20 protein-coding genes are annotated in these 16,820 nt (G+C 54.4%); 18 read left to right on the forward strand and 2 right to left on the reverse strand.

The window, feature by feature from the left end; all coding sequences use genetic code 11:
• The first annotated feature begins 183 nt into the window (after positions 1-183).
• From iscR to ndk, 10 genes are all read left to right on the forward strand, one after another.
• Positions 184-645, forward strand: a complete 462-nt coding sequence (iscR, locus tag K0H79_RS06630) for a Fe-S cluster assembly transcriptional regulator IscR (protein WP_011759408.1) — start codon at positions 184-186, stop codon at positions 643-645.
• A 77-nt stretch (positions 646-722) separates the two neighbouring features.
• Positions 723-1,937 carry an IscS subfamily cysteine desulfurase gene (locus tag K0H79_RS06635; protein WP_220067317.1) on the forward strand — a complete coding sequence of 405 codons (1,215 nt, stop codon included), beginning with the start codon at positions 723-725 and terminating at the stop codon, positions 1,935-1,937.
• Positions 1,938-1,967: 30 nt separating this feature from the next.
• The gene (gene iscU / locus K0H79_RS06640) at positions 1,968-2,351 is read left to right on the forward strand and encodes a Fe-S cluster assembly scaffold IscU (RefSeq protein WP_011759410.1); all 384 of its coding nucleotides are present in this window, start codon (positions 1,968-1,970) and stop codon (positions 2,349-2,351) included.
• Positions 2,352-2,363: 12 nt separating this feature from the next.
• Positions 2,364-2,687, forward strand: a complete 324-nt coding sequence (gene iscA, locus K0H79_RS06645) for an iron-sulfur cluster assembly protein IscA (RefSeq protein ID WP_011759411.1) — start codon at positions 2,364-2,366, stop codon at positions 2,685-2,687.
• A gap of 9 nt (positions 2,688-2,696) precedes the next feature.
• Positions 2,697-3,221: a co-chaperone HscB gene (gene hscB, locus K0H79_RS06650; protein WP_220077724.1), complete on the forward strand. Its 525-nt coding sequence runs from the start codon at positions 2,697-2,699 to the stop codon at positions 3,219-3,221.
• 54 nt (positions 3,222-3,275) lie between these two features.
• Positions 3,276-5,135 (forward strand): Fe-S protein assembly chaperone HscA, encoded by a 1,860-nt coding sequence (gene hscA, locus K0H79_RS06655; RefSeq protein ID WP_220077725.1) that lies wholly within the window; start codon positions 3,276-3,278, stop codon positions 5,133-5,135.
• A gap of 8 nt (positions 5,136-5,143) precedes the next feature.
• Positions 5,144-5,479 carry an ISC system 2Fe-2S type ferredoxin gene (gene fdx / locus K0H79_RS06660; RefSeq protein WP_011759414.1) on the forward strand — a complete coding sequence of 112 codons (336 nt, stop codon included), beginning with the start codon at positions 5,144-5,146 and terminating at the stop codon, positions 5,477-5,479.
• 157 nt (positions 5,480-5,636) lie between these two features.
• Positions 5,637-6,542 (forward strand): 30S ribosomal protein S6--L-glutamate ligase, encoded by a 906-nt coding sequence (gene rimK / locus K0H79_RS06665; protein ID WP_220077726.1) that lies wholly within the window; start codon positions 5,637-5,639, stop codon positions 6,540-6,542.
• Between the two features lie 154 nt (positions 6,543-6,696).
• Positions 6,697-6,858 carry a hypothetical protein gene (locus K0H79_RS06670; RefSeq protein WP_011759416.1) on the forward strand — a complete coding sequence of 54 codons (162 nt, stop codon included), beginning with the start codon at positions 6,697-6,699 and terminating at the stop codon, positions 6,856-6,858.
• A gap of 152 nt (positions 6,859-7,010) precedes the next feature.
• Complete coding sequence (gene ndk / locus K0H79_RS06675; protein WP_011759417.1) at positions 7,011-7,442, forward strand: nucleoside-diphosphate kinase; 432 nt, start codon at positions 7,011-7,013, stop codon at positions 7,440-7,442.
• Between the two features lie 142 nt (positions 7,443-7,584).
• Here the strand turns inward: ndk and K0H79_RS06680 are convergent, their stop codons facing one another.
• Complete coding sequence (locus K0H79_RS06680) at positions 7,585-7,938, reverse strand: TraR/DksA C4-type zinc finger protein (protein ID WP_220077727.1); 354 nt, start codon at positions 7,936-7,938, stop codon at positions 7,585-7,587.
• 190 nt (positions 7,939-8,128) lie between these two features.
• Positions 8,129-9,079: a tRNA dihydrouridine(16) synthase DusC gene (gene dusC / locus K0H79_RS06685; RefSeq protein ID WP_220077728.1), complete on the reverse strand. Its 951-nt coding sequence runs from the start codon at positions 9,077-9,079 to the stop codon at positions 8,129-8,131.
• Between the two features lie 280 nt (positions 9,080-9,359).
• Here dusC and K0H79_RS06690 point away from each other — a divergent pair, with 280 nt between their 5' ends.
• The 8 genes from K0H79_RS06690 to recR all read left to right on the forward strand — a co-directional run bounded on the left by K0H79_RS06690 (position 9,360) and on the right by recR (position 16,820).
• The gene (locus tag K0H79_RS06690; protein WP_220067322.1) at positions 9,360-9,803 is read left to right on the forward strand and encodes a hypothetical protein; all 444 of its coding nucleotides are present in this window, start codon (positions 9,360-9,362) and stop codon (positions 9,801-9,803) included.
• Positions 9,804-9,865: 62 nt separating this feature from the next.
• Positions 9,866-10,702 (forward strand): DUF692 domain-containing protein, encoded by an 837-nt coding sequence (locus K0H79_RS06695; RefSeq protein ID WP_220077729.1) that lies wholly within the window; start codon positions 9,866-9,868, stop codon positions 10,700-10,702.
• Positions 10,699-11,454 carry a DUF2063 domain-containing protein gene (locus K0H79_RS06700; protein ID WP_220077730.1) on the forward strand — a complete coding sequence of 252 codons (756 nt, stop codon included), beginning with the start codon at positions 10,699-10,701 and terminating at the stop codon, positions 11,452-11,454. The genes K0H79_RS06695 and K0H79_RS06700 overlap by 4 nt, the downstream gene beginning before the upstream one ends.
• Before the next feature lie 316 nt (positions 11,455-11,770).
• Entirely contained in the window at positions 11,771-12,142 is a 372-nt protein-coding gene (locus K0H79_RS06705; protein ID WP_220067325.1) for a YbaN family protein, read from the forward strand.
• A gap of 164 nt (positions 12,143-12,306) precedes the next feature.
• A complete protein-coding gene (gene apt / locus K0H79_RS06710) occupies positions 12,307-12,852 on the forward strand; it encodes an adenine phosphoribosyltransferase (RefSeq protein ID WP_220067326.1) in 546 nt (181 codons plus the stop codon).
• A gap of 125 nt (positions 12,853-12,977) precedes the next feature.
• Positions 12,978-15,737, forward strand: a complete 2,760-nt coding sequence (dnaX, locus tag K0H79_RS06715; RefSeq protein ID WP_220077731.1) for a DNA polymerase III subunit gamma/tau — start codon at positions 12,978-12,980, stop codon at positions 15,735-15,737.
• 140 nt (positions 15,738-15,877) lie between these two features.
• Entirely contained in the window at positions 15,878-16,207 is a 330-nt protein-coding gene (locus K0H79_RS06720; RefSeq protein WP_220067328.1) for a YbaB/EbfC family nucleoid-associated protein, read from the forward strand.
• 13 nt (positions 16,208-16,220) lie between these two features.
• Positions 16,221-16,820 (forward strand): recombination mediator RecR, encoded by a 600-nt coding sequence (gene recR / locus K0H79_RS06725; protein WP_220077732.1) that lies wholly within the window; start codon positions 16,221-16,223, stop codon positions 16,818-16,820.

Genomic DNA, 16,820 nt, shown 5'->3' on the forward strand with positions numbered 1-16,820 from the left:
CGCAAAATTGGCCTTTTTACATTGATAAAAAGACTGAAAAAAGGTTAAATACCCCAGCTTTGTGCGGGGGTATTCTGAGGCACACCAATTCAATACTTGAGTAAATTAGTTGGTTTTATAGTTGACTAAATTACTCGGGTATGGTGAAATTGCTCCCAGAATTACAGGGGAACCACGGTTGCTATGAAACTGACATCAAAAGGCCGCTACGCCGTAACTGCTATGCTGGATGTGGCGATTCATTCCGCCCAAGGGCCTGTACCGCTGGCTGATATTTCCGAGCGCCAGGGGATTTCACTCTCTTACCTCGAGCAACTTTTTGCCAAGTTGCGCAAACATGGACTGGTCGCCAGTGTCCGCGGTCCGGGTGGCGGTTATCGCCTCGGGCTCGAAGCTGACGATATCTCTGTCGGTATGGTTGTCCATGCTGTGGACGAATCCGTGGATGCCACCCGCTGTCAGGGCGCTGGTAACTGCCAAAGCGGCAGTCGCTGCCTGACCCACTCTCTGTGGGGCGATCTCAGCAAACAAATTTCTGACTTTTTGAACGGTATCAGCCTCGCTGCACTTATGCAGAAACGGGATGTTCAGTACATCTCTGTGCAGCAGGATCAGATACAGAAAGGGCACAGGGCATCGGCTTAAGTCCTTGTGAATCCATAATAATTAAGCGTGTACGTTGTAAGTAGCCTCGGTTGAGACTGCGAAGTACGGAGTGTGTGATGAAGCTTCCTATCTATTTCGATTACGCCGCAACGACCCCGGTTGACCCGCGCGTTGCTCAAAAAATGATGCAGTACATGACAATGGACGGCATCTTTGGTAACCCGGCTTCCCGTTCCCATCGTTACGGTTGGCAGGCTGAAGAAGCGGTTGATGTCGCCCGTGCTCAGGTGGCAGATCTGATTAATGCCGATCACCGCGAAATCGTGTTTACGTCCGGCGCAACTGAGTCAAATAACCTGGCTATTAAAGGCGTTGCCCACTTCTATCAGAAGAAAGGCAAGCACATCATCACCAGCAAAACTGAACACAAAGCGGTGCTGGATACTTGCCGCCAGCTGGAGCGTGAAGGTTTTGAAGTGACCTACCTCGAGCCAGGTGTAAACGGCATCATCCCCATGGAGCGCCTCGAGGCGGCCATGCGTGACGACACTATTCTATTGAGCCTGATGCACGTGAATAACGAAATCGGCGTGGTACATAATATCGATGCCATCGGTGAGCTGTGCCGCAGCAAGGGCATTATTTTCCACGTAGATGCTGCCCAGAGCGCCGGCAAACTGCCGATTGACGTGCAAAACACCAAGGTCGACCTGATGTCGATTTCCGGTCACAAGATGTATGGCCCCAAAGGTATTGGTGCCTTGTATGTGCGCCGTAAGCCACGTATCCGTCTGGAAAGCCAGATGCACGGTGGTGGCCATGAGCGCGGCATGCGCAGCGGCACCCTGCCAACCCATCAAATCGTAGGTCTGGGTGAGGCTGCTGCCATCGCCAAAGCGGATATGGAAAGCGATAACGCCCGTATTCACGCCCTGCGTGATCGCCTGTGGAATGGCATCAAAGATATCGAAGAAACCTATGTTAACGGTGACTTCGAACAGCGCTACTGCGGTAACCTGAACGTCAGCTTTAACTTTGTTGAAGGTGAGTCCTTGATGATGGCCCTGAAAGATTTGGCCGTGTCATCAGGCTCTGCCTGTACGTCTGCTAGTCTTGAGCCAAGCTATGTGCTGCGCGCTCTGGGGCTGAGCGATGAAATGGCCCACAGCTCAATCCGTTTTTCCATCGGTCGTTTTACCACCGAGGAAGAAGTGGATTACGCCATCGGCATTATCCAGGGCTCTATCGGCAAGCTGAGAGAAATGTCCCCACTTTGGGAGATGTTCAAAGATGGCGTCGATTTGAGCAAGGTTGAGTGGGTACACCACTGATTGGTGGTTTGAGAGATTTGGAGCAGTATCATGGCATACAGTGAAAAAGTGATAGATCATTACGAGAATCCCCGTAACGTGGGTTCTTTTGACAAGAACGATCCCAGCGTAGTGACCGGTATGGTGGGCGCGCCTGCCTGCGGTGACGTGATGAAACTTCAGTTGAAGATCAACGACGCCGGCATCATCGAAGACGCCAAATTCAAAACCTACGGCTGTGGCAGCGCCATTGCTTCAAGCTCTTTGGTCACCGAATGGGTGAAAGGCAAGAGCATCGAAGAAGCGGCTGCCATTAAGAACACCGACATCGCCGAAGAGCTGGCTCTGCCACCGGTGAAGATCCACTGTTCTATTCTGGCCGAAGATGCCATCAAGGCAGCTCTGGAAGAGTACAAGCACAAGCAAGCCAAGTAATTCGGAGTTCGTATGGCGATTTCTATGACACCCGCAGCCAATGAGCGAGTCAAAGCCTTCCTTGCCAATCGTGGCAAGGGCGTAGGCCTTCGTCTCGGTCTCAAGACGTCTGGCTGCTCGGGTATGGCCTACGTGCTGGAATTTGTTGACGATCTTAACGATGACGACGAAGTCTACGAAATAGACGGTGTCAATATCATCATCGATGCCAAGAGCTTCATCTACCTGCAGGGTATTGAGCTCGATTTCGTCAAGGAAGGCCTCAATGAGGGCTTCAAATTCAATAACCCCAATGCCAAGGGAGAATGCGGCTGCGGCGAGAGCTTCACCGTATAATCCGGTTTTATGAATTACTTCGAGCTGTTTAACCTTCCGGTTGCTTTCGATGTCAATACCAGTGAGCTCGCGGACAAGTACCGCGAGCTTCAGCGTACCGTGCATCCCGATAAGTTTGCCGCCGCCAGTGAGCAGGAAAAACTGCTCGCAGTCAGTCGTACTGCCATGGTGAACGACGGTTTCCAAACCCTCAAAGACCCCATTCGTCGTGCCGAGCACATGCTTGCGCTCAAGGGGGTCGATATCCGTCATGAAACCCAAACCGTGCGCGACACCGCTTTCCTGATGCAGCAAATGGAATGGCGTGAGGCACTGGAAGAGATTACCCACGCAGACGACCCCCATAGCCTGATTGCTGACCTGTACCAGTCTTTCGGAGACTTCCAAAAGCAGGTGACGGCCAAGCTCAAGCCGTTGCTTGTGAGCGACGACAACAATGACTGGCAAGCTGCGGCAGATCAGGTACGCAAGCTCAAGTTTATGGCAAAATTGCATTTGGAACTTGAGCGGGCGGAAGACGCACTGCTGGACTGACACATCCCTTTTTAAGCCGGCGCCGTTCGCCGGCGTAAGTTAAGTTGGACACCTATGGCCTTATTGCAAATCGCCGAGCCCGGCCAAAGCGCCGCGCCTCACCAACACAGACTCGCAGTCGGTATCGACCTTGGCACCACCAACTCTTTGGTGGCCGCGGTGCGAAGCGGTGAAGCCAAAACCCTGGCCGATGCCCAGGGCCGCCATTCTCTGCCCTCTATCGTGCGTTATGCAAAAGACGGTATTTCTGTTGGCCAGGATGCCGAACTGCACAGCGCCACCGATGCCGCCAATACCATAGTCTCAGTAAAACGTTTCATGGGTCGCAGCCTGGCAGACATTGAGGCTGGCAGTCAGCGTTTCCCTTATCAGTTCAGTGCCAGTGAAAACGGTTTGCCGCTGTTTAACACCCCTCAGGGACAGGTGAACCCGGTACAGGTTTCGGCCGAAATTCTGCGCCCGCTTATCGCCCGCGCCGAAGTTACCCTTGGCGGTAGCCTGGAAGGCGCCGTGATTACTGTACCTGCCTACTTTGATGATGCTCAGCGTCAAGGCACCAAGGATGCCGCCCAGCTTCTGGGTGTGAAAGTACTGCGTTTGCTCAATGAGCCCACCGCCGCTGCCATCGCCTATGGCTTGGATTCCGGTCAGGAAGGCGTTATCGCCGTGTATGACCTGGGCGGTGGTACCTTTGATATTTCTATTTTGCGTCTGAACCGCGGTGTGTTTGAAGTACTGGCCACCGGTGGTGATTCGGCCCTTGGCGGCGATGATTTCGATCATCTGCTCGGCGGATATCTTGCCCAGCAATGGGGACTGGATCTGGCCGATACCAGCCTCGGTCGTAAGCTGATGATTGAAGCGCGCAGAGTAAAAGAAGCCCTTACGGACACCAACACAGTCACTGCGACCCTTGACTATCAGGCCCAGCGTTTTCAGCTGGACATCGACCGCGGGACCTTCGATGGCCTGATTGCCTCCTTGGTGAAAAAGACCATCGCCGCCTGTCGCCGCGCGCTGCGTGATGCGGGTATCAATGCCGATGAAGTGCTGGAGACCGTGATGGTAGGCGGCTCGACCCGGGTGCCAATGGTGCGCTCTGAAGTCGAAGCCTTCTTTGGCAAGGCGCCGCTGACCAGCATTGACCCGGACCGGGTGGTTGCCATTGGCGCTGCCATTCAGGCGGATATTCTGGTGGGCAACAAACCAGAATCAGATTTGCTGCTGCTGGATGTCATCCCTCTGTCGCTGGGCATCGAGACCATGGGTGGTTTGGTGGAGAAAATCGTTTCCCGCAATACCACCATTCCGGTTGCCCGCGCGCAGGAATTCACCACCTTTAAGGACGGCCAAACAGCCATGGCGTTCCACGTGGTGCAGGGCGAGCGTGAGCTGGTTCAGGATTGCCGCTCATTGGCGCGCTTTACGCTGAAAGGGATACCACCGCTTGCTGCCGGCGCTGCCCACATTCGGGTCACTTTTCAGGTGGACGCCGATGGATTGCTCAGCGTTACCGCCATGGAAAAGTCCACCGGAGTGAAATCCAGCATTCAGGTGAAGCCTTCCTTTGGCCTGTCAGACACTGAAATTGCCACCATGCTCAAAGACTCCATGAAGCATGCCAAGGAAGACATCAGCCGCCGCATGCTGGCTGAGCAGCAGGTAGAAGCAGCCCGTGTACTGGAGTCCTTGCACTCGGCGCTTGCCAAAGACAAGCAGCTGCTGTCTGAGGCAGAGCTTAACGATATTACTGCGGCCATGGCCGAACTTGCCGAGATGGCCAAAGGCGATGATGCCGATGCTATTTTGGCGGCCATTGAGCGACTGGATACCCAAACCCAGGAGTTCGCCGCCAAACGTATGGACAATTCTATCCGCAACGCCCTCAAGGGCCAGTCGGTCGACACTATATAGGTAACAACATGCCGCAAATCGTATTTTTGCCTCACGAAGAACTCTGTCCGGATGGTGCCGTGGTTGAGGCCAAGGTGGGTGAGTCCATTTTGGATGTGGCCTTAAGAAACGGGATCCACATCGAACACGCCTGTGAAAAATCCTGTGCCTGCACCACCTGCCACGTGGTGGTACGTGAAGGCTTTGATGAGCTTGAGCCGTCGGATGAACTGGAAGACGATATGCTCGACAAAGCCTGGGGACTGGAGCCGGAAAGCCGTCTGTCTTGCCAGGCCAAGGTAGTGGATTGTGACCTGGTGGTCGACATTCCCAAGTACACCATCAACATGGTCAGTGAAGGCTAATCAGCGCCTTTAGATAATGAAAGCCAGTCTTATGACTGGCTTTTTTTTCGGCCGTCTCGCTATAGTTATTGGCACTGGCCACAGCAGCAATTGGCCGAGATTGCTTTTATGCAAAAGGCGCGTATGATGCGCGGGTTTTTCATTATCGGAGTCATGAATGCGGATCGCTGTTTTATCTCAGGGGCCAGAACTCTATTCCACCCGTCGTTTGGTGGAGGCCGCCAAAGAGCGGGGTCATGAGGTCAGGGTCATTAATCCCCTTGAGTGTTATATGAACATCAATATGCGGGCGTCCAGCATTCACATTGCCGGGGAAGAGTTGCCTATTTTCGATGCCGTGATCCCCCGCATAGGCTCGGCAATCACCTTTTACGGCTGTGCCGTGCTGAGACAATTTGAAATGATGGGGGTGTATACCCTCAATGAATCTGTCGCCGTGACCCGTTCCCGGGATAAGCTGCGCTCAATGCAGCTGATGTCTCGTCGTGGTATTGGTCTTCCCATCACCGGATTTGCCAATAAGCCGTCGGATATTCCTGACTTGATTGAGATGGTAGGTGGTGCTCCGCTGGTGATTAAATTGCTGGAAGGCACCCAGGGCATAGGTGTCGTGCTCGCCGAGACCCGTAAAGCGGCCGAGAGCGTAATTGAAGCCTTTATGGGCCTTAAGGCCAACATCATGGTGCAGGAATATATCCGCGAGGCCAATGGCGCCGATATTCGCTGTTTTGTGTTGGGTGACAAGGTGGTAGCGGCCATGAAGCGTCAGGCTGCGCCCGGTGAGTTTCGCTCCAATTTGCACCGCGGTGGCAGTGCTACTCTCGTTAAGCTGACGCCGGAAGAGCGCTCTGTCGCCATCCGCGCTGCCAAGACCATGGGGCTTAATGTGGCTGGCGTGGATTTGCTGCGATCAAACCACGGCCCATTGGTGATGGAAGTCAACTCATCTCCCGGACTCGAAGGTATAGAAGGCGCCACCGGTAAGGATGTTGCCGGCGCCATCATTGCCTTTATCGAGAAAGCCGCCCATAAGAAACCCAAGCAAACGGGTGCCCGTGGTTAAGGCCATTTTGTGATCCAGGATGGATTTTAAGGTTAAGTCTTTGTAAGCCCATGTGAACTTTGATCGCCGTCAAACTCGGCATTGTCCATGGGCGTAAGCTTGTCACATGGCCGCCCGGTGCGGCATTCATGCTTATAAATAAAAGGACGCTGCCATGAAATCTGTACTGCCTCTGCTCCTGCTTGTTCCCGCCGCTGCCATGGCCCATGAGGGGCACGGTGGAGTGGGGCTCTTCCACCATATGATGGACCTGCTGCCTGCCATAGCGCTGGTGGCTATTGCCGGTACCTGGTGGTGGGCCAAGGGCCGCAAATAAGCCCTATCAAATATTTCTGAACCAAACCTTGCAGAGCCCCGGCTTTGCAAGGTTTGGTTGTGCCTGTCTATGTGATAAAGATAGGCTTTGTGAAATAAATCCCGTATAATCCGCGCGAATTTTACAAACTTGCTCATCAAAGGAAGCTAGTTATGGCGATCGAACGCACTTTTTCTATCATCAAGCCTGATGCTGTTGCCAAGAACCACATCGGTGCTATCTACAACCGTTTTGAATCTGCTGGTCTGAAAATCATCGCTGCTAAAATGGTTCACCTGACCAAAGAGCAGGCTGAAGGTTTCTACGCTGAGCACAGCGAGCGTCCTTTCTTCGGCGCCCTGGTATCTTTCATGACTTCTGGTCCTATCATGGTTCAGGTTCTGGAAGGTGAGAACGCCGTTCTGGCCAACCGCGAAATCATGGGTGCTACCAACCCAGCTCAAGCTGCCCGCGGTACTCTGCGCGCTGACTACGCTGCCAGCATCGACGAGAACGCTGTACACGGTTCTGACGCTCTGGCTTCTGCCGAGCGCGAAATCGCTTACTTCTTCGCTGCTGACGAGCTGTGCCCACGCACTCGCTAATCAGTTACCGAAAATAAAAAAGGAGCCGAATGGCTCCTTTTTTATTTTCCATCGTCCAAGGTGTGGCCAGACTCATATGCCGTTTTCTGCAAATGATGGCCATGCCTTAACAGTGAATCCTCTGTGTTCGCGTGCTCTGCCCTCAGTGATTGAGCCGCAGCTCGTGTCTGTGCTCATGGCGATAATGGTCGTCACAGGCCAGGCAGCGCTGAACGGTCGGATCCCGTATCAACCTCTCCTGCTCTATTTCGGATTCGCAGTCGGCACACAGGCCGTAGAGTCCCAAGTCCAACTGACATTGCGCCGCATCCAGGCGGGTTAGTCTGTCATAGATGGGATCATCCGCCAGGTGCAGTCGGGTAAGGGTATCGATAAGCTCGCTCAGCGAGGCTTTTAAGGCCGAGCCTTGTAGCTCGGGGAAGGGGAGTGCCGCTATCTCTTCCCTGAGTTTGGCTTCAAGCTGTGATAAAGCTTGTCTGGTGTTGGCTATAGTCACGGTTATCCCCTGTCGTTACATAAGTCCAATTCAACATGGATTGGATTTCAGTCTAGTAGCCCCGGTGCGCGGGACTATGACAAGGATCAAAACACCGTTCGATTTTTCATTTCTGCTGGGTGTAAAGCCTTTGCAGATCAAAGATTGCCACAGTTGTAAGCGCGTGGCCCTGTTTAAGTGCCGCCCATTCTTACTCCATTGGCGCCAGCCTGGATGCCGCCAGTTTGAGGCCATCCAGTATGTCCTCGGTGGTTTTGTGAATGCGGATTTCCCTGAACAGCTCATCTGCTTCCGGATATTGCCTGCTCAGGTAACTGAACCACTGCTTGATGCGTGCCGGGTAATAGGTGGCCTTGAGCCCTGAGGTTTCCAGCTCCGAGTAATGGATCATTAATCTCAGGGTGGTGGCCCAATCATAGGGGGTATCACCCTTGATGCTGGCAGCCAGGTTTGGCATTGACAAGGCGCCTCGACCAATCATGATGCTGTCGCAGCCGGTTACTTCCATGCAGCGCTCTGCGTCCTCACGGCTCCAGATTTCGCCGTTGGCTATGACGGGAATGGGCAAGCGCTCACGCACCTCGGTGATGTACTCCCAATAGGCGGGCGGCTTATAACCGTCGACCTTGCTGCGGGCATGAATGGCAAGCTCGGTGGCGCCGGCTTCGTATACGGCCAGGGCGTTTTCCATGAACAGGGATTTGTCTTCGTACCCCAGACGAATTTTGGCGGTGACCGGTTGCTCGTCGGGCACTGCCTGACGCATGGCTTTAACAATATCGTGGATTAATTCGGGATATTGCAGCAGCACGGCACCACCCTTACTGCGGTTAACCATTTTGGCCGGGCAGCCAAAGTTGGCATCCACACCTCGGGAGCCAAGGGTCACCGCCCGCAGGGCGTTTTCGGCCATCCAACCGGGTTCCTGGCCCAATATCTGAACCCGCACCGGGGTACCACTCTTGGTCAGGCCGTTGTTTTTCAGCTCAGGACAGAGGCGATAGTAGACCTTTTCCGGTAATAGCTGATCCACCACGCGCACAAACTCGGTAACCAGGAGATCGTATGGGTTGATGGAGGAGAGCAGCTCCCTCATCAAATGATCCAGCACGCCCTCCATCGGGGCCAAAATAATTCGCAAGCTGATATCCCGCATCCATTAAAAATAAGCGCGGCATTTTACCGCGCGCCCGCAGCTTTACCAAGCGTGGAAAAAGATTGGAACAACTCTAATGCCAACAACTTGATACCCATGGTAAAAGTGTCTAGCTTAAAGGCTCTGCCTTGCACTCTTTTTAAAAAATTTCTGTGAGTGCATTGGAAATTTGAAATAAAAACAGGTCGCCATGGGTCTGGTTAAGCAGACTGGCAGCAAAAGGCGGCCGTCATAACTCACTGAAACACACAGAAGGAAGAAGACTATGAACAGCATCAAGAAAACCGCCGCTGCAGTTGCACTGGGAAGCGTTGTTGTGGGCGCAGCGTTTGCAGCCGAAGCGCAGGCCAACCCTTTTGGCTTCGATGAAATGCACGCCGGTTACCAGCTGGTGGGTGACGAAGGTAAATGTGGTGAAGGTAAGTGCGGCGAAGGCAAAAAGGCCAAAGAAGGCAAGTGCGGTGAGGGTAAATGCGGTGAAGGCATGAAGGCCAAAGAAGGTAAGTGCGGCGAAGGTAAGTGTGGTGAGGGTATGAAAAAAGGCCATGAAACTGCCGAAAAAGCCAAAGAAGGCAAGTGCGGTGAAGGCAAATGTGGCGAAGGCATGAAGAAAGGCCATGAAGCTGCCGAAAAAGCCAAAGAAGGTAAGTGTGGCGAAGCTAAAGGCACTGAAAAAGCCAAAGAAGGCAAGTGCGGCGGCGCTCACTGATAACAGGTCGCCACGCGGGAAATAACCCGCGTGGCATTTTATTCGCAGGCAGAGGTGATCACATGGCAGTATCCTCGCTGGCCGGACTGGGGCTAAGGCGCGAAATGTTGGCTGAATTCAGTCAATCGGTTCCGGCACAAATCGATTTTTTTGAAGTTGCCCCGGAAAACTGGATGGCGCTTGGTGGTAAATACGGCAAACAATTCCGTGCCTTAACCGAGCGTCATGCATTTTTCTGTCACGGCTTGTCCCTGTCTATCGGCAGCAGTGCGCCGCTGGACGTTGACTTTATCAAGGGCATTAAAGCCTTCCTCGATTTGCACGGAATCGCAGTCTATTCAGAGCACCTGAGTTACTGCTCTGGCTCGGGGCACCTGTACGATTTAATGCCCATGCCTTTTACCCCGGAGGCTGTTCGTCATATCGCCGGGCGGGTTAAGCAGGTGGAAGACATCATTGAGCGGCCGTTAATCCTGGAAAACATCTCGTTTTACGCCGCGCCCGGCGCACAGATGACAGAGCAGGAGTTTGTGCTGGCGGTGCTGGAGGAAGCAGATTGCCAGCTACTGCTGGACGTGAACAACATCTATGTGAATTCAATCAATCACAATTATGATGCGGCTGCCTATCTTGCGGCCATGCCCACCGAGCGCATTCGTTATCTCCATGTGGCAGGCCACTACGTGGAAGCCCCCGGCCTGATAGTGGATACCCATGGGGCAGACATAGTGGACCCGGTATGGCAACTGCTCGCCGACTGTTATGCGCTGCACGGGCCTTTACCCACCTTGCTCGAAAGAGATTTCAATATTCCGCCGACCGAGATCTTGCTTCAGGAAATTGATCGCATCCGGGATTGTCAGGCTGCGGCAATTCGCACCAGCAGGAGGGCCGGATGAGTTTTAAGGATATCCAGGCCGATTTTATCGAGGCCATCCGCAGACCGGATTTAGCCTGTCCCTATGGGATAGCCCCCGAGAGGATGGGGGTATATCGCGAACTTTTTTTCAACAACGTTAGTGGTTTTGTAAACAGTGCTTTTCCGGTGCTCAAGAGCCTCTATGGGGATGCGCAGTGGCAGGCGCTGTTGCGGCAGTTCTTTATCGAGCATGACTGCCAAAATCCGCTGTTTATTGGCATCGCCGGGGAGTTTTTGGCTTTTTTAAGTGCCCGTGAGCCCCTGGCTGGCGAGCCGCCGTTTTTGCTGGAGCTGGCGCACTATGAATGGCTGGAGCTGGTGGTGGCCACAGCGGTGGAGCAGGGCGATGAAGCCGCTTTCGATGACGGCGCATTGGCGCAAAAAGCCTACCTTCAGGCTCGGCTGGGGTTGGCATCCCATGCCCGGGTGGCGCAGTACCATTTTGAGGTCGAGAAAATTTCACCCCAGTATCAACCGGACTCCCCTCTGCCATCGCCTTGCTATTTTTGTCTCTATCGGGATGGGGATGATGAGGTGAGCTTTTTGAAACTCAACCCTATGACGGCGCAGCTGTTGGCAGTTTTGGAAGTCAGTACCGGTATTGAGTACACCGAGCTACTGCAAAAAATGCAGGCACTTTACCCCAACTTTGACGGGCAGCAGCTCCTGGAGGGCATTGCTCAGGTGCTTGGGCAAATGGCTGTCCGGGGTGTGGTAGTGCAAAAGTTGTAATAACCCTACACTTAGTTGGTTTTATCGTTCAGGACAAACCGCTAGAATGGCGCCCATTTTGTGAGCTGCATCACGGCAGTGGTCGTACATTTTGTAGAGGAGTCCACATGGACGCTAATTTCAAAGAGCCCTTCAACGTTTGGTATCTTATTGGTTTTCTGTTGGTTCTTCTGGTTCCAACCCTGCCTGCCAGTCTGTCATGGCTCAAACTTGCCGGCTTAATCTAAGTTCGGAACAAAGGTATACTTGGCCACTCAATTGAGTGGCCTTTGTTTTTGGGCCTGCATAAAAGGACGAAACCCAAGGGGGCGAAGGCGTGATAAAGCGCAGTGTGTTGCTGGTGATTGGTTTGATAAGCCTGGTGCTGGGAGTGGCTGGCGTGTTTTTACCCCTGCTGCCCACGGTGCCCTTTGTGCTGCTGGCTGCCTTTTGTTTTGCCCGCTCAAGCGAACGCTTGCACCGCTGGTTGATGACGCATCCCTGGTTTGCCGATGCTCTCAATAACTGGGAACAAAAAAAGGCCATAAGACGTGGGCTCAAGCGGAAAGCCATGGTGCTGTCGAGCCTGAGCTTTGCCATCAGCATCGCTGTCGTGCCGCTGCTGTGGGTCAAACTGATGCTGTTTTCGTTACTGGTGGCTTTGCTGGCTTTTCTGTACTCAGTGCCTGAGCTTGAAGATACACCCTGAGTGCCGATTTTGTGACCGTCAACACTGGCAGCCGGGTGTTCAGGCGGTTGCATCCACAGGCAAAGGAGCTTAAGCTTTAGCCGGATTAAATTTGAAGTCCACATTTCGTGGACTTTTTTGTTGTCAAAGTCCGGCGAAGCCGGCAAATCTAACGTGAATGTCCTATGAACACAGATAGCTTAGCGCTTATCAAGCAAAGCATTAAAACCATTCCTGATTACCCCAAAGCCGGCATTATGTTCCGTGATGTGACCAGCCTGCTTGAGGATCACACCGCTTATCAAACAGCCATGAAGCTGCTCGTTGAACGCTACAAGGATTCCGGCTTCACGAAAGTCGTGGGAACTGAATCCCGTGGTTTCCTGTTCGGTGCACCGCTGGCGTTGGAACTGGGTGTGGGTTTTGTGCCTGTACGCAAGCCTGGCAAACTGCCCCGTGAAACCATCAGCGAAAGCTATGAACTGGAATACGGACACGACACCCTGGAAATCCACGTGGATGCAATCAAGGCTGATGACAAGGTGTTGGTGATAGACGATCTGCTGGCCACCGGCGGTACCATCGAAGCCACGGTTAAACTCATTCGCCGTCTGGGCGGTGATGTGGCCCACGCGGCCTTTGTTATTTCCCTGCCGGATCTGGGTGGTGAAAAGCGTCTGCAGGCCATGGGCCTGGAAATCTGTAAATTGTGTGAGTTCGAAGGCGATTAATCCAACGCTTGAACCCTCACACTTCCTGCCCCGTCATGGCGTTATGGCATCGACCCCCTCAGCGTGGTATGTTTGCCCCATGACGGGACACAGGCTCCCGACCGATTTTGTAAGTGGGGAGTGACATGTCCTATCAGGTGTTGGCCAGAAAATGGCGCCCTGCCAATTTTGCCGAGGTCGTGGGCCAATCCCACGTGCTTCATGCCTTGACCAATGCCCTCGGTCAGCAAAGATTACACCATGCTTACCTTTTTACCGGCACCCGGGGTGTGGGTAAAACCAGTTTGGCCAGGCTTTTTGCCAAGGGGCTGAATTGCGAGCAGGGGATCACTGCCACACCCTGTGGCCAATGCAGTGCCTGCCGCGAGATTGCCGAAGGCCGCTTTGTTGACCTAATCGAAGTGGACGCTGCATCCCGTACCAAGGTGGATGACACCCGGGAAATCCTCGACAACGTCCAGTATCGCCCCAGTCGCGGCCGTTTTAAGGTGTACCTCATCGACGAAGTGCACATGCTCTCCAAAAGCTCGTTCAACGCGTTACTGAAGACCCTCGAGGAACCGCCTGAGCACGTAAAATTTCTGCTCGCCACCACCGACCCGCAAAAACTGCCGGTGACCGTGCTGTCCCGCTGCTTGCAATTCAATCTCAAAGCGCTGACACAGCCCCAGATTCAGGCGCAGTTGGCTGCGGTTCTCAGCGGCGAGGGCTTGGGATTCGATGAGGATGCCTTATCGCTGCTCGCCAAGGCGGCGGCCGGCAGTATGCGTGATGCCCTGAGCCTAACCGACCAGGCAATTGCCTTTGGTGGGGGAGAAGTGCGCCTGACCCAGGTGCAAACCATGCTTGGGGCCATAGATAAAGGCCAAATACTGAGTTTATTCGACGCTCTCTGCCAGGGAGACATCGAGACACTGCTCACCACGGCTCGTACCGCACTGGGCTTTGGCGCCGATGCCGATGAGGTATTGAGGGCGTTACTGGAGCTGCTGCATCAAATCAGTCTCGCCCAATTTGCCCCGGCCACAGCCAGCATCAGTGACAACGGCGCCGCGGTACTTGCCTGGGCCAAAATATTGAAGCCTGAGCAGGTGCAGCTTTATTACCAAATATTGCTCAGCGGCCGTAAAGATTTGCCTTGCGCTCCCGACCCGGCGTCCGGGCTGGAAATGAGTCTGCTTCGCGCCGTGGGCTTTGTGCCCGAAAAGCCGGTAAGCCGTTGGCAGTCAGGTGAGGGCCTGTCGGCTGCTGAGGCGCTCAAGTCTGCCGCGCCATCGACAGAAGAAAAGAGTGCACCTCAAGCGGACAACGCGCCTAAGCAAGCTGTTATCACTGAGCAGGCTCCAGTGGCTCCAGTGTCGGGTGCGGGTATTACAACTGCTCCGGTGACAAGTACCGAATGCCCAGTCAGGGCGACTGCGGAGCCAACAACCAAGGCTGACAGTTCGGTTGCCGCCGAAACGGCACTGAGCGGCGATGACGATGTACAGGAGGCCGAGTCTGCCGCCCTGTTTGCTGAGCAAAACGTGCTGATTTCCCAGGCCGAGAGCCAGGGTTTCAATCCCGGGTACGACTCAGTGAACGCCGGTAACAACGACCTCCCGTTACATGATGCTCCACCATTATTCGATGAAATGGCGTATGCGGACTATCCGCAAAGCTATTCGGCCGATTTCTCTGCGCCCCCAGTGGACAGAGGGCTTGAAGATGGCGCTGACGTTCAGCTCTCCAATGCTTCGCCCCAAAGCTTGCAGCCCCACAGCGCTCATTCTCACACAGATGCTGCGGGGGACGAGACAAAGGTCGTGGCAGAACAACCTGATAACGCCTCGGCTTCTGCGTTTGGTGATGACCTGCTCGATGCCGTTTTGGCTGCCAGAGAAGATTTACTCAGTGGTATCACCTCGGAGGCGAAAGAGGATGAGGCAAAAAAGCCGGTATCCAGTTTCGAGCGCCGCCGCATGGGGGCGCAGGAAAATAGTGCCGTCCCGGTAACCGCAGAGCCGGCAGACACGGGCGCGCAGGACCAAACTCCACCCGCTGCCATGTCAGCCAACACCCAAGCGGGTGCGCGTACCCAAACCGAAGTCAGTGTATCGCGTGCTGATGTGGCGGCCGATGACGACAGGCCGCCCTGGGAAACCCCGGTAGTACTTGCTGCTGACAGGTCAAAAGCGCCGGGATCAGCCCTTCATGAGGCCTCAAACAGAGACTCAGCACCGATTGAGACCGAGGCGCGAGGTAAGGCTCACCCAGAGGAAGACACATCGGCTGCGCTGCAAACGCAGACACCCGAGTCTCTCGCTGTACAGTCTCACACAGCACAATCTCAAGTAGCACCGCAGGCTAAAGTGGAAACACACGAGGACGAACTCTCGTCCAGCGACAAGCAGCATCCTGCCAATGTCGGTGCAGCCAGTCGCATTTGCGGTGACGAAACTGACCTTCGCTGGTACAAGCTGATGGGAGCGTTGGAGATTGGCGGACGGGTTCGCCAGTTGGCGGTCAATTCGGTGTGCCTGGAATGGTCTAATCCCATCCCCTTGGTGCTGAAACAGGATCAAAAGCATCTGGCTGCGCCTGTAGCTATTGCGCAGCTCAATGAGGCGCTGTCCAAAGCCCTCGGTCACGAGGCTGAAATCGCATTGGAGGTGGGTGAGGTCCAGGGACGGGAAACCCCGCTGGATATCCGTGCCCGTTTTCACCGTGAGCTGCTGAGTGATGCCAGAGCGGCGCTCAATACCGATCCCGCTGTGCTGAGACTGATGCAGCAGGCCGGCGCCTGGTTTGATGACGACAGCATTGGCTATCCGCCAGAACTGCTGGCCCAGCGGGGCAGGGCCCTGCCAACGCCACCGGCTTTGGCTCAGGAGCCTGTGGTCTGAATCGCATTTAATGGCATCCCTGTGACCGTGATAATTGCCAATGCCTGAGATTTCAGTAAGATTAGCCAACTTCATTTTCACCGTTCACAAATTCATTTTGCCCGCACGGCTGCGGGCCTCAACCGAAAGAGATTAAGCGTATGTTTGGAAAAGGCGGAATGGGCAACCTGATGAAGCAAGCCCAGATGATGCAGGAAAAAATGGCCAAGATGCAGGAAGAAATTGCCCGCATGGAAGTCACAGGTGAATCTGGTGCCGGCTTGGTGAAAGTCACCATGACAGGTACCCACAACGTACGCAAAGTGGAAATTGACCCAAGCCTGCTGGAAGACGATAAAGAGCTGCTGGAAGACCTGGTGGCTGCAGCCTGTAACGATGCGGCCCGTCGCGTTGAAGAAAACCAGAAAGCCAAGATGGCGGAAGTGACCGGCGGCATGCAACTGCCTCCCGGCATGAAGATGCCTTTCTGAGGATACGCTTCCGATGAAATTCAGTCCGCTGGTGGATGAGCTTATTCAAAGCCTGCGTTGCCTGCCGGGAGTAGGGCCTAAATCGGCCCAGCGCATGGCCTTTGCCCTGCTGGAAAGCGATCGTCAAGCGGGCATTCGCCTGGCCGACACCCTGTCCCGGGCCATGAGCGAAGTGGGTCACTGCCAAAAGTGTCGTACCTTCACCGAGCAGCCTTTGTGCCCGATTTGCTCCAGTAGCAGGCGCGGCGAAGCCGACACCCTGTGTGTGGTGGAAACCCCGGCGGACGTGCTGGCCATTGAGTCCGGCGGCCATTTTCAGGGGCGCTACTTTGTGCTGCAGGGGCACTTGTCTCCTTTGGACGGCATAGGGCCCGAGGAGCTTGGGCTCTCTCTCCTTGAAGGGCAATTGGTCGGCGGTGGTATCAGTGAACTGATTTTGGCCACTAATCCCACGGTTGAAGGGGATGCAACGGCCCATTATATTGCCGATATCGCCCGCCGAGCCGGGGTTGCCGTGAGTAGAATTGCCCACGGTGTGCCTGTGGGTGGTGAGCTTGAATACGTCGACAGCACCACCCTGGCGCTGAGCTTTAACGGCCGCTTGCCACTTTAA

Source organism: Shewanella sp. FJAT-52076 (assembly GCF_019457455.1).
GTDB lineage: Bacteria > Pseudomonadota > Gammaproteobacteria > Enterobacterales > Shewanellaceae > Shewanella > Shewanella zhangzhouensis.

Excerpts from the sequence above, each read along its gene's own strand:
- fdx (WP_011759414.1), top strand. The coding sequence starts at position 5,144 with ATGCCGCAAATCGTATTTTTGCCTCACGAAGAACTCTGTCCGGATGGT.
- hscA (WP_220077725.1), top strand. The coding sequence starts at position 3,276 with ATGGCCTTATTGCAAATCGCCGAGCCCGGCCAAAGCGCCGCGCCTCAC.
- K0H79_RS06670 (WP_011759416.1), top strand. The coding sequence starts at position 6,697 with ATGAAATCTGTACTGCCTCTGCTCCTGCTTGTTCCCGCCGCTGCCATG.
- recR (WP_220077732.1), top strand. The coding sequence starts at position 16,221 with ATGAAATTCAGTCCGCTGGTGGATGAGCTTATTCAAAGCCTGCGTTGC.
- iscA (WP_011759411.1), top strand. The coding sequence starts at position 2,364 with ATGGCGATTTCTATGACACCCGCAGCCAATGAGCGAGTCAAAGCCTTC.
- rimK (WP_220077726.1), top strand. The coding sequence starts at position 5,637 with ATGCGGATCGCTGTTTTATCTCAGGGGCCAGAACTCTATTCCACCCGT.
- iscU (WP_011759410.1), top strand. The coding sequence starts at position 1,968 with ATGGCATACAGTGAAAAAGTGATAGATCATTACGAGAATCCCCGTAAC.
- K0H79_RS06690 (WP_220067322.1), top strand. The coding sequence starts at position 9,360 with ATGAACAGCATCAAGAAAACCGCCGCTGCAGTTGCACTGGGAAGCGTT.
- K0H79_RS06720 (WP_220067328.1), top strand. The coding sequence starts at position 15,878 with ATGTTTGGAAAAGGCGGAATGGGCAACCTGATGAAGCAAGCCCAGATG.
- ndk (WP_011759417.1), top strand. The coding sequence starts at position 7,011 with ATGGCGATCGAACGCACTTTTTCTATCATCAAGCCTGATGCTGTTGCC.
- K0H79_RS06695 (WP_220077729.1), top strand. The coding sequence starts at position 9,866 with ATGGCAGTATCCTCGCTGGCCGGACTGGGGCTAAGGCGCGAAATGTTG.
- hscB (WP_220077724.1), top strand. The coding sequence starts at position 2,697 with ATGAATTACTTCGAGCTGTTTAACCTTCCGGTTGCTTTCGATGTCAAT.
- dnaX (WP_220077731.1), top strand. The coding sequence starts at position 12,978 with ATGTCCTATCAGGTGTTGGCCAGAAAATGGCGCCCTGCCAATTTTGCC.
- iscR (WP_011759408.1), top strand. The coding sequence starts at position 184 with ATGAAACTGACATCAAAAGGCCGCTACGCCGTAACTGCTATGCTGGAT.
- apt (WP_220067326.1), top strand. The coding sequence starts at position 12,307 with ATGAACACAGATAGCTTAGCGCTTATCAAGCAAAGCATTAAAACCATT.
- K0H79_RS06635 (WP_220067317.1), top strand. The coding sequence starts at position 723 with ATGAAGCTTCCTATCTATTTCGATTACGCCGCAACGACCCCGGTTGAC.
- K0H79_RS06700 (WP_220077730.1), top strand. The coding sequence starts at position 10,699 with ATGAGTTTTAAGGATATCCAGGCCGATTTTATCGAGGCCATCCGCAGA.